This window comes from Flavobacterium magnum (assembly GCF_003055625.1).
Taxonomy (GTDB): domain Bacteria; phylum Bacteroidota; class Bacteroidia; order Flavobacteriales; family Flavobacteriaceae; genus Flavobacterium; species Flavobacterium magnum.
Genome location: NZ_CP028811.1, coordinates 3,083,899 through 3,097,635, shown reverse-complemented (window position 1 = coordinate 3,097,635; position 13,737 = coordinate 3,083,899). Strand labels below are relative to the sequence as shown.

The 13,737-nt window shown below is 34.1% G+C and carries 18 protein-coding genes; all 18 read right to left on the bottom strand.

All coding sequences use genetic code 11. From position 1 onward, the window contains the following. Nucleotides 1-13 precede the first annotated feature (13 nt). On the bottom strand, nucleotides 14-406 hold the full coding sequence (locus HYN48_RS13255; protein WP_108372477.1) for a hypothetical protein: 393 nt from the start codon (nucleotides 404-406) through the stop codon (nucleotides 14-16). 182 nt (nucleotides 407-588) lie between these two features. Next, the gene (locus HYN48_RS13250) at nucleotides 589-885 is read right to left on the bottom strand and encodes a hypothetical protein (RefSeq protein WP_108372474.1); all 297 of its coding nucleotides are present in this window, start codon (nucleotides 883-885) and stop codon (nucleotides 589-591) included. A gap of 193 nt (nucleotides 886-1,078) precedes the next feature. Further along, a complete protein-coding gene (locus HYN48_RS13245; RefSeq protein WP_108372472.1) occupies nucleotides 1,079-1,453 on the bottom strand; it encodes a hypothetical protein in 375 nt (124 codons plus the stop codon). 658 nt (nucleotides 1,454-2,111) lie between these two features. Next, complete coding sequence (locus HYN48_RS13235) at nucleotides 2,112-2,672, bottom strand: hypothetical protein (protein ID WP_108372468.1); 561 nt, start codon at nucleotides 2,670-2,672, stop codon at nucleotides 2,112-2,114. Between the two features lie 194 nt (nucleotides 2,673-2,866). After that, entirely contained in the window at nucleotides 2,867-3,247 is a 381-nt protein-coding gene (locus HYN48_RS13230; protein ID WP_108372466.1) for a hypothetical protein, read from the bottom strand. Nucleotides 3,248-3,403: 156 nt separating this feature from the next. Beyond that, the gene (locus HYN48_RS13225) at nucleotides 3,404-3,922 is read right to left on the bottom strand and encodes a hypothetical protein (RefSeq protein WP_108372464.1); all 519 of its coding nucleotides are present in this window, start codon (nucleotides 3,920-3,922) and stop codon (nucleotides 3,404-3,406) included. Nucleotides 3,923-4,107: 185 nt separating this feature from the next. Beyond that, entirely contained in the window at nucleotides 4,108-4,302 is a 195-nt protein-coding gene (locus HYN48_RS13220; protein ID WP_108372462.1) for a hypothetical protein, read from the bottom strand. Between the two features lie 342 nt (nucleotides 4,303-4,644). Then, on the bottom strand, nucleotides 4,645-5,121 hold the full coding sequence (locus tag HYN48_RS13215) for a hypothetical protein (protein WP_108372460.1): 477 nt from the start codon (nucleotides 5,119-5,121) through the stop codon (nucleotides 4,645-4,647). A 159-nt stretch (nucleotides 5,122-5,280) separates the two neighbouring features. Next, nucleotides 5,281-5,637, bottom strand: coding sequence for a hypothetical protein (locus tag HYN48_RS15190; RefSeq protein ID WP_146171786.1), 357 nt, complete (start codon nucleotides 5,635-5,637; stop codon nucleotides 5,281-5,283). An 814-nt stretch (nucleotides 5,638-6,451) separates the two neighbouring features. Further along, nucleotides 6,452-6,847, bottom strand: coding sequence for a hypothetical protein (locus HYN48_RS13195; RefSeq protein WP_108372452.1), 396 nt, complete (start codon nucleotides 6,845-6,847; stop codon nucleotides 6,452-6,454). A 236-nt stretch (nucleotides 6,848-7,083) separates the two neighbouring features. Next, entirely contained in the window at nucleotides 7,084-8,100 is a 1,017-nt protein-coding gene (locus HYN48_RS13190; RefSeq protein WP_108372450.1) for a CHAT domain-containing protein, read from the bottom strand. Nucleotides 8,101-8,777: 677 nt separating this feature from the next. Continuing rightward, on the bottom strand, nucleotides 8,778-9,410 hold the full coding sequence (locus HYN48_RS13180) for a hypothetical protein (protein ID WP_108372446.1): 633 nt from the start codon (nucleotides 9,408-9,410) through the stop codon (nucleotides 8,778-8,780). Between the two features lie 147 nt (nucleotides 9,411-9,557). Next, nucleotides 9,558-9,947, bottom strand: coding sequence for a hypothetical protein (locus HYN48_RS13175; RefSeq protein WP_108372444.1), 390 nt, complete (start codon nucleotides 9,945-9,947; stop codon nucleotides 9,558-9,560). 172 nt (nucleotides 9,948-10,119) lie between these two features. Continuing rightward, on the bottom strand, nucleotides 10,120-10,650 hold the full coding sequence (locus HYN48_RS13170; protein WP_108372442.1) for a hypothetical protein: 531 nt from the start codon (nucleotides 10,648-10,650) through the stop codon (nucleotides 10,120-10,122). A gap of 188 nt (nucleotides 10,651-10,838) precedes the next feature. Then, nucleotides 10,839-11,132, bottom strand: a complete 294-nt coding sequence (locus HYN48_RS13165; protein WP_108372440.1) for an HNH endonuclease — start codon at nucleotides 11,130-11,132, stop codon at nucleotides 10,839-10,841. Nucleotides 11,133-11,825: 693 nt separating this feature from the next. Further along, nucleotides 11,826-12,278: a hypothetical protein gene (locus tag HYN48_RS13160; protein WP_108372438.1), complete on the bottom strand. Its 453-nt coding sequence runs from the start codon at nucleotides 12,276-12,278 to the stop codon at nucleotides 11,826-11,828. Nucleotides 12,279-12,513: 235 nt separating this feature from the next. Then, nucleotides 12,514-12,867: a hypothetical protein gene (locus HYN48_RS13155; RefSeq protein ID WP_108372436.1), complete on the bottom strand. Its 354-nt coding sequence runs from the start codon at nucleotides 12,865-12,867 to the stop codon at nucleotides 12,514-12,516. 177 nt (nucleotides 12,868-13,044) lie between these two features. Further along, a complete protein-coding gene (locus HYN48_RS13150; protein WP_146171785.1) occupies nucleotides 13,045-13,605 on the bottom strand; it encodes a hypothetical protein in 561 nt (186 codons plus the stop codon). Nucleotides 13,606-13,737 lie beyond the last annotated feature (132 nt).

The window sequence follows — 13,737 nt, the reverse complement described above, 5'->3', positions numbered from 1 at the left end:
ATGCCGAAAATAATTATTGCTTATAATATTTTGCGTTTTGAGGTTGAAATTTTTTCATGTATCGATAAGTGGTTATAGAAGAATCTATTTTTATTTCAGTTTCAAGAGTTTTTGCAGCCAGTTCGTAAATACCAGCTTTATACGTTTGAATAATGACCATATCTTTTTTAAGGATGATATTGTATATTCCTCCAGTATTTGCCTCGTAAATATTTTTGCAATAACCCCATCTTTCAAGATCTATATAATCATGTACTGTTGAAATTCTACTTATTTTATAGACCTTTAAAGTTATATCACCATTTTTATATACTTTTTCATCAAGATGTTTTTCATAGAAAAAAGCAACATAAATTCCAACCGATATCAGTATTAAAAAAAATAGTATAAAATATCTAATTTTCATTTTTCGTCAATTTTGGAACACACGCCGCGGTATCGCATAACGTCCGGCGGCTTCACGTCAGTTGCGGCTTTTGGAACTGAGTATTCTCGGCTGGACATAACGAAGTTATGGAAAAAAGAAGTTCATTTTACACGAAAAGTAGCAATTGCGTGAAACCGCTGTTATCTACAGGCACTTGAACTTTATGCGTCATTTTCAGCGTAAGAAATGATATGATTTATAATTTGATCTGCGTTACTGAAATTTTCTGATAAATCTTCAAGCATTTCTTTTATTAAAAAGGTTTCCAGGAAATAATCAAAGCCCAAAGATTTTAAAGCTTCAATTCGATTTGCCATAACGTTATTTTCTTCGTCCGAAATGTCTAGAATTGCTATTTCAGAATTATGTAAGAATTGGCCATTAATTCTCTTTGCAAATAGTAATGAATAGTCATTATTTACATTATGAATGTTTTCAATGAACTCAGTTAAAATCATCTTTACATATTTAATTAGCACGCTTTATGCGCAATTTTTGGGTGCTTGTAGATAACGTCCGGCGGCTTCACGTCAGTTGCGGCTTTTGGAACTGAGTATTCTCGGCGTGGACAAAACGAAGTTATGGAAAAAGATGGTTCATTTTACAAAGGAAGCAGCAATTGCGTGAAACCGCTGTTAGCAGCAGTTGTTGTTATTCTGCTCCATGTGAAATTATTTCTCCGTTTTCTATATTTAACACAGCAAAATTATGCTTTCCGTAAGTTATATGTAAGCTTTTATCACTTAGTTTTATGTAATGAATAGCAGATCTTCCAGCTTTTGGTTTGCCTAAAATCTTTATAATATTCACTTGCCAAATTTTTTTATTTTTATTATAACCCGATATAGTTTGTAAATCATCTTCTACAAAATAAACATTCCCATTTTTTAATAATCCTCTATTTCCAATTTGTTTGACAGTGATTTGAGATTCAGTTGAAATATTTTTGGTTATCAATGAGCCCGGCTGCGCAAAATTCATTTGCGTTAGTAAGATAAAAAAGAGCATTATTGTCAGTTTATTCATGGCGTTCGTTTTACAATTGCTGCTAACGTCCGGCGGCTTCACGTCAGTTGCGGCATTTGGAACTGAGTACTCTCGGCTGGACAAAACGAAGTTATGGAAAAAAGAAGTTCATTTTACAAGAGAAGCAGCAATTGCGTGAAACCGCTGTTAGCTGTAGTTTTTGTTTTTTGCTATCGGTCCATTAAGAGTTATTTTGTTTTTTTTATTGCTATTTAAGATTCCGAAAACTACAAGATTCCAAAAAATAAGAGTAAGTATTATAAACCCGAAAATTACAAATTCGGTATTTGACAAGTTTTTAAAGTTTGGTCGTTCGATTTTTTCAGACAAAGCAATAAAGTACAGATAAGAAATAAACAATGTGAAAGCGACTAAAATAACCTTCGAAATAAACTTACAAAACCCAATAATTTTATCTTCAAGCATCATTTCGTTTTTTTTACAATTTCATAATACGAAAAAATTAATCTCGATTCGTATGTTAAGTTCATGAATACTCCCGATCGTCAAAAAATTACAGCTAACGTCCGGCGGCTTCACGTCAGTTGCGGCTTTTGGAACTGAGTACTCTCGGCTGGACAGAACGAAGTTATGGAAAAAGGTGTTACATTTTTCAAGAGACGCAGCAATTGCGTGAAACCGCTGTTAGCTGTAGTATCTATTTGGAGATCATATTCCATTCAAGCGTTATATCCGAATCTGTGCCCCACCAGTAAACATTTGCATGATCAGAAATTTTATAATCCAAGGAATTACTTCCCTCGAAAGTTATACTAAATGTAGCCTTTGTTGCTTTATAATTTAAATAATCTAAATTGAAGTTTTTAAAATCTAGTACTTTTGTAAACTTTAGATTTTCTTGTGGCGACAATTTTTGACCTGGACTCATAACAGCAAAATTACTCAAATCTACTTCAACATTCTTTCCTTCTAATTCAACATTCAGTCTAGGAATTACGATTATTGATTCTAAGGTATGAGGTGATTTATTTAAAATTGAGCCACTAAAAATTATTGAGTAGTTATTGCCACTAATTCCTATCCCATGATCTTTTATAGAAATTTCGTAGTTATCCTCCATATACGAAATTGATGAAACTTTTTCTTCAATATGTAAGTCTTCTTTAAAGTAGAATCCATAATTTTTGTCATAACCGAAGAACAAAAAAAATATGAATATGATACAACCAAAGATTAATAGGAATTTTATAATTTTCATTTCTTACATAGGTTATTGAATTCTCCCAATTGGCAACGATATTACAGCTAACGTCCGGCGGCTTCACGTCAGTTGCGGATTTTGAAACTGAGTACTCTCGGCTGGACAAGACGAAGTTATGGAAAAAGGTATTACATTTTACAAGGGAAGCAGCAATTGCGTGAAACCGCTGTTATGGGCAGTTTCTCATATTATCATTTTTGAAGAATCTTGGTTATTGCTTTTAATTCATCAACAGATTTATAGTTGCCCCATATTTCTTGGTCTGCAATTTCGAAAACTATTTCTTTTATTTTTTCATTTTCAAACTCAACATTTTCTGCTAAAGTCAAACAATCACATATGTAATTTAATTCGGGGTCCTTTAAATAACCATTTATCGTTTGATTAATCAAATTCAATAAGCCATAAGTATTTAAAAAAGTTGATTCATCTTCATGAAAATATATGCTTATTGATGAGCCGATTTTTTCCATGAGTTTTTTATATTCTGAAACTTCAGCATCGATCTCAGCTTTTAATAGCGAAACTTTAGATTTATCTTTTAGAAATTTGTTGAGTGTTGATGCGTTCATTTTGGTTTGAAATTGCCCATAACGTCCGGCGGCTTCACGTCAGTTGCGGCTTTTGGAACTGAGTATTCTCGGCAGGACAAAACGAAGTTATGGAAAAAGGTGGTTCATTTTACAACAGAAGCAGCAATTGCGTGAAACCGCTGTTATATGCCGTTTCTATTCAATTTGACTTTGCTTACCAATATAGTTAGCCACAATTTTACTGTTTGTCATTAACAAATATCCTAGTAAAGTTTTAATAGAATTGAATATTATCCAACCTATTGTGGGGCTATAATTATTTGCTTTTTGTTGCTGAAAATAATCATATAAATTTTTAGATAAAAGTGCGAAACTATTGATAAAAATAACTCCTCCAACTATTATAATAGCTATTACAAGAATTGAAGAAATTTTTAGACCAATATTGATTATTTCAATTTCAGAATCTCGAACTAATTTTAGTTTGTCGACAATCCATGATGATTTGAAAACTAACAGATAGATTATTATAAGATAGAATAGAATTATAAAAATAGAAACCAATGAACTTGCCCAAACTATATTTTGTTCAATGTCTGGGACGAAAACATAAATCAAAGAAGTAATTAATTGTGAAAGAATTTCGAGAAATTCAAAAAACAGCAGAAGTCCAAGAATTTTGATTATAGTGATCCAAAATAATTTTATTTTCATATGATTCGTTATTTGGTTTCAGTACGTTCTTCAGAAATGGCTTATAACGTCCGGCGGCTTCACGTCAGTTGCGGCTTTTGGAACTGAGTATTCTCGGCTGGACAGAACGAAGTTATGGAAAAAAGAAGTTCACTGTACACGAAAAGTAGCAATTGCGTGAAACCGCTGTTAGCAGCTGCCGCAATTTAGTCTTCAACTTCTTCTTTTAGTTCTGTCAACATATTTATAAGTTCTTCAACATCGGTTTTATCCAAAGTAATAAACCCACTGTAATGTTCTTCTTTTAGTTGTCCAACTTGGATAAAAAGTTTGCCGTTTTGATTTACAAACACTTCCATTTCATTGTTATCGTCGTCTACAAATATTGTTTTCTTTGCCATGTTATATAGGGTTATGTGATATTTTACAAATTGATTTCACAGAATTTTTTCTAAAAATCCTTTTGCAAGTTAGCTTTTTTATTTTTTTGAAGTATTTATTTCTTACTCATTACAAGTAAGACTTTTCAACAATTTATACTCAAAAAATTTATTGAGTCTGATTTGGTTTACGTGATGTTTAGTCAGCCGCGCCGCGGTTGCTGCTAACGTCCGGCGGCTTCACGTCAGTTGCGGCATTTGGAACTGAGTATTCTCGGCGTGGACAAAACGAAGTTATGGAAAAAGATGTTTCATTTTACAAAGTGAGTAGCAATTGCGTGAAACCGCTGTTAGCAGCAGCATTTAATATTTAAACTCGACATTTTCTTTAGGAATGTAAATTTTACCTTTTAACTTTCCGTATTCTATATAATTTGCAAGAATGAAATCTTCTTCTGATTTCAAATATTTCATGTAATGGTTAAAATCTGTAAAATAAAACGCCCCAAATGCAAATCCAAAAGGGTTTCTTTCTACATCCGAAGTGAAAATCGAAATTAAGAGTAATTTTTCAGATTTTTTGTTTGGTTTGTCATATCCAAATATCCTGTGCCTATTGTTAATAGGCATAGTAGAATTCATCCATATTGTGCTATCTATTCGAGAAACGGTTAATTTATTTAAATTACTCCCGGCTATCTCCATTTGCTTCGAATTAGCTTTTTCAATACTGTCGAGATTTAAGACAAATTCAGCTTGTTTGGCTACAGAAATCTTCTGCTGCATTTGTTTACATGCAATGGCAGTAAAAATAAATAGTAATATAAGGTGTTTTTTCATGAGGGCGTTATAATGTTGCTGCTAACGTCCGGCGGCTTCACGTCAGTTGCGGCATTTGGAACTGAGTACTCTCGGCGTGGACAAAACGAAGTTATGGAAAAAGGTGGTTCATTTTACAAGGGAAGCAGCAATTGCGTGAAACCGCTGTTACCGGCAGTCTCAATTTTGAAACGATATTACGGATTTTGCGGAATCAGCATTTTGTTCAGCAGTAAACCGGACAACAATCTTCTTCCTGTTACGAATTTCTGGGAATTTTTCACGTATTCTTTTGAAAACGGTTTTTGACAGTGAATCTAAATAATTATGATTTCTAGAATTAAGATTATAATTAGTAAAATCAACATTCACATAATTCTGTTCGGTCTCTGTACCCCAAGAAACAGTAACCCCAATGTCTTGCGTATTAAAGCGTTTCTGCAAGTCGGCTTCTATTTCATCTCGCTTTTTAAGCGAATCACCGATGCCGCAAGAAATCAAAGTAAAGAAACAAAAGCTGATAAGAAAGTTCCTCATGAGGGTGGTTTTTTTAGAGATTGCCGGTAACGTCCGGCGGCTTCACGTCAGTTGCGGCTTATGGAACTGAGTACTCTCGGCTGGACCGGAAGAAGTTATGGAAAAAGGCGGTTCATTTTACAAGAGAAGTAGCAATTGCGTGAAACCGCTGTTACCTGCAGGTTTAATTAATTTCTTTTGGGACAATCTTCTTAGGGAAATGTAAATCAGCGATCATAACAATTGACAGTAAGCAGCAAACGATAGCATATTCAGTTAATTTATATTCAAAGGACAAAATGCGCATTGCCAACGTAGTCAGCCATATTAGAGAAAGTGTCAAATTTATGAATGCTAAGAAAGTATAAAGAAAAGTATTTTGAAGTTTGATTTTTTTAGAGAAAACTAGTCTTGCGACCAGAACCAAAAATCCAATAGCAATAGACAAAATCAAACTCCCACCAAAGTAAAAATAAAGTGAAAAACTACTGAAATTGGTGCTTTGGCTGTCATAAGAATCGAACATACCGAACAAAATCCAAAAAATGATTAATAAGAATGAAATTGCTGAATTTCGATAATATTGTTGTTTCATAAGAGATGTAACGTCATTTTTGGTCAAAACTTGCAGGTAACGTCCGGCGGCTTCACGTCAGTTGCGGCTTTCGAAGCTGAGTATTCTCGGCAGAACAGAACGAAGTTATGGAAAAAGATGTTTCATTTTACAAGAGAAGTAGCAATTGCGTGAAACCGCTGTTACCTGCAGTTTATTGTTTCGTACAAGACATATGTTTTCATGACTAAATATTTTAAAATTTGAAATTTGAAAGAAATTTTATGCAGGATCAGGAATGTTCATTGGGATTATTTCTCCAGCATGTCCACAATCAGGAACGATATTAATTGGATTTGTCCAACCGCCGTATCCTCTTGGGTGTACAAGATATAACTGAATAGTAAATGATGTGTCACTACATCCACAATTAAGTATTGGTAAATACGCTCCTTGATTAATGCACGTTTGACTATCTTGGCTATTACAAGTTTTTGAAATTGTAGGATAAATCGGAACTACTTGTCCTGCCGAATTTTTTAGTTTTGTTGCTTGCCAGTTACACATATTACACAAATATATTGTGTAAGTATCTAAAGAGATTTCTTCAATAGAAATTTTTTCTAATTTCTCGCTCTCGAGTTTTAAACCTTCATTGATCTTTGATAATTGTTTCATTTTTATATGTTTAAAGATTAAAAAATTTAAATATAATATTTTTTTTTAAGGTGTGCTAAAAAGTTTTCAGTACGCACCGATCGTAAATTGCAGGTAACGTCCGGCGGCTTCACGTCAGTTGCGGCTTTCGAAGCTGAGTATTCTCGGCTGGACAGAACGAAGTTATGGAAAAAGGTGGTTCATTTTACAAAGGAAGCAGCAATTGCGTGAAACCGCTGTTGTGCGTTCGTGCTTTACTATCCAAGCAAAATTGGTAAATCACTTCCTGATATTCCTTCTAATTTCACAGCTACTGTTCCCATTTTGAAAGCAAACGGAATGTCTTTCCCAGCACCTAATGCTGTGTAAAATCCAACAGCAAATGCAATTGCAGCTTTGTCATTTACAGAACTTTTCATTCCTATTACATAAGGAATATGTTTTGCAATTTCTTTAGCTTGCGATTCTGAATGACAAGAATTCAATACAACACATTCAATTTTGTCTGAGAATAGTTCAAATAGACTTCCCAAAGCATCATTTTCAATTAGCTTAGCATTACCTAAACTATCTTCAACTGCAATTCCTGAAGTACTTCCGTGACCCGAAAAATGAACAATTGTTGGCGCCTCATCTAACATCGCTTGCTGTAGCGTCTTAGTAGTTATTGCCCATTGTGACTTTAGCTCGAATTGTTCTCTTAGCGTAGCCAACTTAAGACCATGTTCTATGTCTCTTAATTCTTCATCAACTCTAAGTCTTACTTCGTCAATTGGGCTTGCTCCTAAAAACAAAATTTTTATCATTTCCGGAATGTATTGTTTTTCAGTTAGTTTTTCTTGGAGAATTTTGATTTCAGATAATGACTCATCGTATTTATTAATTATGTTTTCATAGTTTTTTAATAGCTCATTGTATTCAGGAACTAAATCATTCCATCTTGTTAGTAAGTCGGAATATTTCTCTTTGTATTGTTGTTCGCTTATTTCGACTTGTTCTTGTTCAATTAAGTTAAAATCTTTAATGTATTCTATCCAGCCTTGAATAGTTTGTCTAAAATTTGTTTTACATTTCTCAAGTTTTTCAGGCTTATCGAAATGCAAAGTTTCAAGAGAAATTGCAGATAGAGATTGAGTAGTTCCTCTTCCAAAAATTCGCTCGATATCTTGCATTATTCTACTTTGTAAAGCTTTTAAATCAACATGAGGATTATCAACTTCTGTAAGCCTTTGTTGTAATAATTCGATTGCTCTATTTAATGGAATCTTTATCATTTTTTGGTATTTAAGGTGAGGTGGTTTAGCATGACGCACAACGTCCGGCGGCTTCACGTCAGTTGCGGCTTTTGGAACTGAGTACTCTCGGCGTGGACAGAACGAAGTTATGGAAAAAGCAGTTACATTTTACACGAAAAGTAGCAATTGCGTGAAACCGATGTTACCTGATGGCGCTTGATTTTTTCTCATTACTAAATTTTGCTCTCCTATGTTTTACGAAATTTACGAGTACTGGCAGGAATGTTAAGATTATGAAATAAATTAACACCCCAACTTCATCTACAATTTTATCATCATAACTTATTCCAATAAAATCGCCTAATCTTGTTATAGCCAATATTAATAAGCAAATAACCAGTAAACCAGGAATAATAAATTTTAAAAACTTCAGGGTCTTATTAATGGCAAAATTAATATTCCTTGAGTACAAGAGTGTCACTAAGAAATAGGGAACAAGAAGTAAAGTTGTAATAAATGATGAGCTTAATATTAATTGCATAATTCATTATTTTTAAGTGTGTCACAGGTGCGCTTTCAGGTAACGTCCGGCGGCTTCACGTCAGTTGCGGCTTTCGAAGTTGAGCATTCTCGGCTGGACAGAACGAAGTTATGGAAAAAAGAAGTTCATTTTACACGGTAAATAGCAATTGCGTGAAACCGCTGTTAGCAGCAGTTTAATCAATCAGTCTATTTTTGAATGTATTGTAAAATTCAATATTTTTTTTCAAATTATTGTTCTCGAAATTCAAACTATCTGTGATCGTAAAAGCAACCGCTTTTATACCATTTTTTCTCTTTACAGCAGGAAAGTTATGATAACGTATTTGGTAAGTATTTGACCAGTAAGATGACATTGAGCCAAATAAATAGCCACTTAAAACAATCTTTCCGTTATGACATAAAGCAAATTGTTTTCCGAAATAATTAGTTTTCCTCCATTGCGGTATGGCATTGTATATTTTTTTAGAAACAGTTTCGCTAAAGTATATTTGAGAATTTTTGAAATCGAGGCCAAGTATTTCGGAATCATTTATAAATGGTTTTTCTTCCAAATCTTTTGCTCCAACCAAAAAATGTCCCATATAGATTGGTTTGTCATTTATCGTATCAATTCTTATTTCTTCTTTATAACTTTCTAAGACCTGTTTTATAATGGCTGTATCTTTTATTGCAGTTCGTAAAGGAACTCCATCATAACTTTCAACTTTGTTCTTAGTCAAATATATCTCAATGACATCTTTTTTATTTTCACAGGAAATGAAGAACATAAAAAGTAGAAGTAATATTGTTGAGGTTCCGTTTTTCATAAATTGCTGCTAACGTCCGGCGGCTTCACGTCAGTTGCGGCTTTTGGAACTGAGTATTCTCGGCGTGGACAAAACGAAGTTATGGAAAAAGTTGTTTCATTTTACAAGGGAAGCAGCAATTGCGTGAAACCGCTGTTATATGCCGTTTTACTGATACATCTCAAGTGTAATCTTCACATTATCATTATTTAGCTTTTCCAATTGTTTTAATGCTCGATTAGAATTTTCAGAGTTTATAGTTTTTAAAGCGTGAACACATTTTCTCAAGGTTGATTCCAATTCATCGTCATAAAGCCTGAAGATATCTTTGCTTAATGCAATATTTAGTATCGGATCTACAAAGCGGTCGTCAATTAAATTCTCCAAGTAAATTGTGTTCACTAAGTCTTCGTGTTGCTCATGCCAAGTTCCGGTAAGCGCTTTTTCAATATATTCGTAACATTTGTTATTAATCTTGCCTGAATTTGTAAACTCAAGACACTCTATCAGTTTTTGTTCGTTTTCGCTTTCAACGGCATTTTTTAATTTGTCTTCCACTTTGTATCAATTATTTGGGATGCGATTTCGCCGGTCAAAAATGGCATATAACGTCCGGCGGCTTCACGTCAGTTGCGGCGTTTGGAACTGAGTACTCTCGGCTGGACAGAACGAAGTTATGGAAAAAAGAAGTTCATTTTACAATGGAAGCAGCAATTGCGTGAAGCCGCTGTTATATGCCGTTTCTATTAATTTGACTTTGCTTACCAATATAGTTAGCCACGATTTTACTGTTTGTCATTAACAAATATCCTAGTAAAGTTTTAATAGAATTGAATATTATCCAACCTATTGTGGGGCTATAATTATTTGCTTTTTGTTGCTGAAAATAATCATATAAATTTTTAGATAAAAGTGCGAAACTATTGATAAAAATAACTCCTCCAACAATTATAATAGCTATTACAAGAATTGAAGAAATTTTTAGACCAATATTGATTATTTCAATTTCAGAATCTCGAACTAATTTTAGTTTGTCGACAATCCATGATGATTTGAAAACTAACAGATAGATTATCATAAGATATAATAGAATTATAAAAATAGAAACCAATGAACTTGCCCAAACTATATTTTGTTCCATGTCTGGGACGAAAACATAAATCAAAGAAGTAATTAATTGTGAAAGAATTTCGAGAAACTCAAAAAACAGCAGAAGTCCAAGAATTTTGATTATAGTGATCCAAAATAATTTTATTTTCATATGATTCGTTATTTGGTTTCAGTACGTTCTTCAGAAATGGCATATAACGTCCGGCGGCTTCACGCCAGTTGCGGCATTTGGAACTGAGTACTCTCGGCTGGACAGAACGAAGTTATGGAAAAAGATGTTTCATTTTACAAGGCGAGCAGCAATTGCGTGAAACCGCTGTTGTGCGAAGGCTTAATAATTTAATTATGTTGATTTTCGTGGCAAGATTTACAAATTGAGACTAGCCAATGAATAGGTTCTCTACCAATGTTTTTTGCGTATCTTTTATGATGAACTTCTGTTGCGCGTGCACCACAATAAACACATTGCCAATTATCTCGTTTCATTGCGACATAGCGTTTACGTTGCCAAGCTTCAGATTTCAAATAATCATTTCTGTAGTAATCCTGGCGTTCTTGTCTGGCTTTTTCAAAAGCATATTGTTTAAGTATGTATACGCCAATTATAAAAATTAAAATAAGTACAGCCTCCATTTTTATTATGTCGATAATCTAAATTCATTCGCAAGATTTTCACGGTATTCATTCGCGATTGTGACGAAAGCTTGCGCACAACGTCCGGCGGCTTCACGTCAGTTGCGGCATTTGGAACTGAGTATTCTCGGCGAGACAGAACGAAGTTATGGAAAAAAGAAATTCATTTTACAAAGTGAGTAGCAATTGCGTGAAGCCGCTGTTACAGGCTGTTGCGACACAAGCGCAAAATCACGCAAAGTAACCACAAAGAATTTCTACTGCGATAGTTTTTTTGAGAACCACGTTAAAGTTTAGAATTTTGAAAAGGAAATTTTCAGCATTTTTCAAGACAAAGAAATTGACAAAGACTTAAGCAGCAATACAGCCCAATTGAGCTTCGCAGAGATTTCTCGGCGAGAAGAAAAGTAAATGGAGATTGGAAATCGCGGCTAAGGTTTCAAAGCAGAACCACAAAGTTGCTCTTTCAAAAGTAGGAGAGGAGTTAATTTGTGATTACACAAGCCGAGCCATTCAATTACGAAAATCGTCATTTCGGACACGGAGCAATTGCCTGTAACGTCCGGCGGCTTCACGTCAGTTGCGGCATTTGGAACTGAGTATTCTCGGCGTGGACAAAACGAAGTTATGGAAAAAGCGGTTACATTTTACAAGGGAAGAAGCAATTGCGTGAAACCGCTGTTATATGCCGTTTTAATTCAGGCGCAATTTTTTCAACAGATGACTATAGCTTTTTAAATTCTTTTTTTCAGCATCATAAAGCTCAATTCGAAATGTCGAATCAGCACTCGCAGCGGTAAAATAATTGCCGGAATGACCCGGAAATTTTGACCTGACTTTCGCAATTACTAATTCTTGCAAGTATTTATTTATGGCGTTTTGGCTATGGCGGTTTAATAAGATTGTTTTATGAAATAAAGTATCGATGTTTGCGTTTTGCACGTTTTCGCAGTCAAAAGAGAGTTTGTAATAATCAAGTTTATATTGTTTTCTTTTTGCATCAGAAAAGATTTTCATACCTTCTTTATGACCGCCCCATTCTCCGCACTCGCTGAATTTTGTAGTAATGTAGAAATTACTGCTGGATAAATAGTACAAGTCAAAGAAAGAATTCTTTTTATTCATGTCAGTAAGAACTTGCTCCATTGGTGTTTTCGACTTACAACTTGTAAGTAGCATAATAAAGACAACGCATATAATTCGGCTGGTCATTTTACGTTCGATTCGTTAAAAATGGCATATAACGTCCGGCGGCTTCACGTCAGTTGCGGCATTTGGAACTGAGTACTCTCGGCTGGACGAAACTAAGTTATGGAAAAAAGAAGTTCATTTTACAAGGAAAGTAGCAATTGCGTGAAACCGCTGTTAGCAGTAGTTTGAACTATTTGATTACGATAGAGTCATTATACTTTAAGCCTGAGAAAACATCTTGATTATAATTCCAATTGCTTTTCCCTACAACACAAGAAAAGGCTTCTACAAACCAATTTTCATTATCATTAAAAATAAATTTATCTCCTATTTTTTTGATTGTAATTTCATTAAAATATTCAGGTACCGAAATAAAATTAACACCAGTAAACTCCAAATCAATAGTTATCTCTGGATCGTCGTATTTAGCAACGTAATAGTCAACATCATGATATTGTTTTTCGCTTCTTATGATTAATGTTTTATGACTTGGTGTATAAATCCAAACTCTAAATTTTCTTTTGCTTGTGAAACTTTTGGACATGCTCGTTTTGTGACTGTGATTTTTTACAAATTACTGCTAACGTCCGGCGGCTTCACGTCAGTTGCGGCTTTTGGAACTGAGTACTCTCGGCTGGACAGAACGAAGTTATGGAAAAAAGAAGTTCATTTTACAAAGGAAGCAGCAATTGCGTGAAACCGCTGTTATGGGCAGCATGAATTATCTCTTTTCGCACAATCCGTCGAAACAGATTGTATACATATTTCTAAGCTGTCTTGTATCAGTATCCCATTCGTTTCCGCAAAAATAGGTCACTTTATATTTTGAACTCTCGTCCAAATATAATATTGCTTGGTTGTAGTTACTTTTATCGATTTCTATTGATGCTAGAAAACGATAGGCCTTTCGTTTGTAAGCAGTTTTTGTAGTATTAAAATTGACGACTTTAAAAAAAAATTCTTGAGCTATATCGATATTCAAATATTCGTAAGTTATAAGAGCTTTTCTATACATCGCATCGAAAACTAAATCTGAACCTGGAAATTCTTGAATAAGTTGATCACAAATCGCTAAAGATTTAAGTTCTTCTTTTTTAATAGAATCATGTAATTTTATGTCGTTCCTTGTTTCATCGTAATAAGTATTTAAGCTATCAAGTAATTTATTGTATGACTCACTATTTACTTTGGCCCACAACTTTTCCGGAGTATTTAATAAATCATTTTGTCCGAAACTAATGCTCGAAAATAGTATTACGAAAGCAGATAAAATGATTTTCATATTAGTCATTTACGTTCAAGTTGGGGTACATGTTGCCCATAACGTCCGGCGGCTTCACGTCAGTTGCGGCTGTTGGAACTGAGTACTCTCGGCTGGACAGAACGAAGTTATGGAAAAAAGAAGTTTATTTTA

Bases quoted from the DNA above. Each gene is read 5' to 3' on its own strand.
- HYN48_RS13255 (WP_108372477.1), bottom strand. From the start codon at position 406: ATGAAAATTAGATATTTTATACTATTTTTTTTAATACTGATATCGGTT.
- HYN48_RS13250 (WP_108372474.1), bottom strand. From the start codon at position 885: ATGATTTTAACTGAGTTCATTGAAAACATTCATAATGTAAATAATGAC.
- HYN48_RS13245 (WP_108372472.1), bottom strand. From the start codon at position 1,453: ATGAATAAACTGACAATAATGCTCTTTTTTATCTTACTAACGCAAATG.
- HYN48_RS13235 (WP_108372468.1), bottom strand. From the start codon at position 2,672: ATGAAAATTATAAAATTCCTATTAATCTTTGGTTGTATCATATTCATA.
- HYN48_RS13230 (WP_108372466.1), bottom strand. From the start codon at position 3,247: ATGAACGCATCAACACTCAACAAATTTCTAAAAGATAAATCTAAAGTT.
- HYN48_RS13225 (WP_108372464.1), bottom strand. From the start codon at position 3,922: ATGAAAATAAAATTATTTTGGATCACTATAATCAAAATTCTTGGACTT.
- HYN48_RS13220 (WP_108372462.1), bottom strand. From the start codon at position 4,302: ATGGCAAAGAAAACAATATTTGTAGACGACGATAACAATGAAATGGAA.
- HYN48_RS13215 (WP_108372460.1), bottom strand. From the start codon at position 5,121: ATGAAAAAACACCTTATATTACTATTTATTTTTACTGCCATTGCATGT.
- HYN48_RS15190 (WP_146171786.1), bottom strand. From the start codon at position 5,637: ATGAGGAACTTTCTTATCAGCTTTTGTTTCTTTACTTTGATTTCTTGC.
- HYN48_RS13195 (WP_108372452.1), bottom strand. From the start codon at position 6,847: ATGAAACAATTATCAAAGATCAATGAAGGTTTAAAACTCGAGAGCGAG.
- HYN48_RS13190 (WP_108372450.1), bottom strand. From the start codon at position 8,100: ATGATAAAGATTCCATTAAATAGAGCAATCGAATTATTACAACAAAGG.
- HYN48_RS13180 (WP_108372446.1), bottom strand. From the start codon at position 9,410: ATGAAAAACGGAACCTCAACAATATTACTTCTACTTTTTATGTTCTTC.
- HYN48_RS13170 (WP_108372442.1), bottom strand. From the start codon at position 10,650: ATGAAAATAAAATTATTTTGGATCACTATAATCAAAATTCTTGGACTT.
- HYN48_RS13165 (WP_108372440.1), bottom strand. From the start codon at position 11,132: ATGGAGGCTGTACTTATTTTAATTTTTATAATTGGCGTATACATACTT.
- HYN48_RS13160 (WP_108372438.1), bottom strand. From the start codon at position 12,278: ATGGAGCAAGTTCTTACTGACATGAATAAAAAGAATTCTTTCTTTGAC.
- HYN48_RS13155 (WP_108372436.1), bottom strand. From the start codon at position 12,867: ATGTCCAAAAGTTTCACAAGCAAAAGAAAATTTAGAGTTTGGATTTAT.
- HYN48_RS13150 (WP_146171785.1), bottom strand. From the start codon at position 13,605: ATGAAAATCATTTTATCTGCTTTCGTAATACTATTTTCGAGCATTAGT.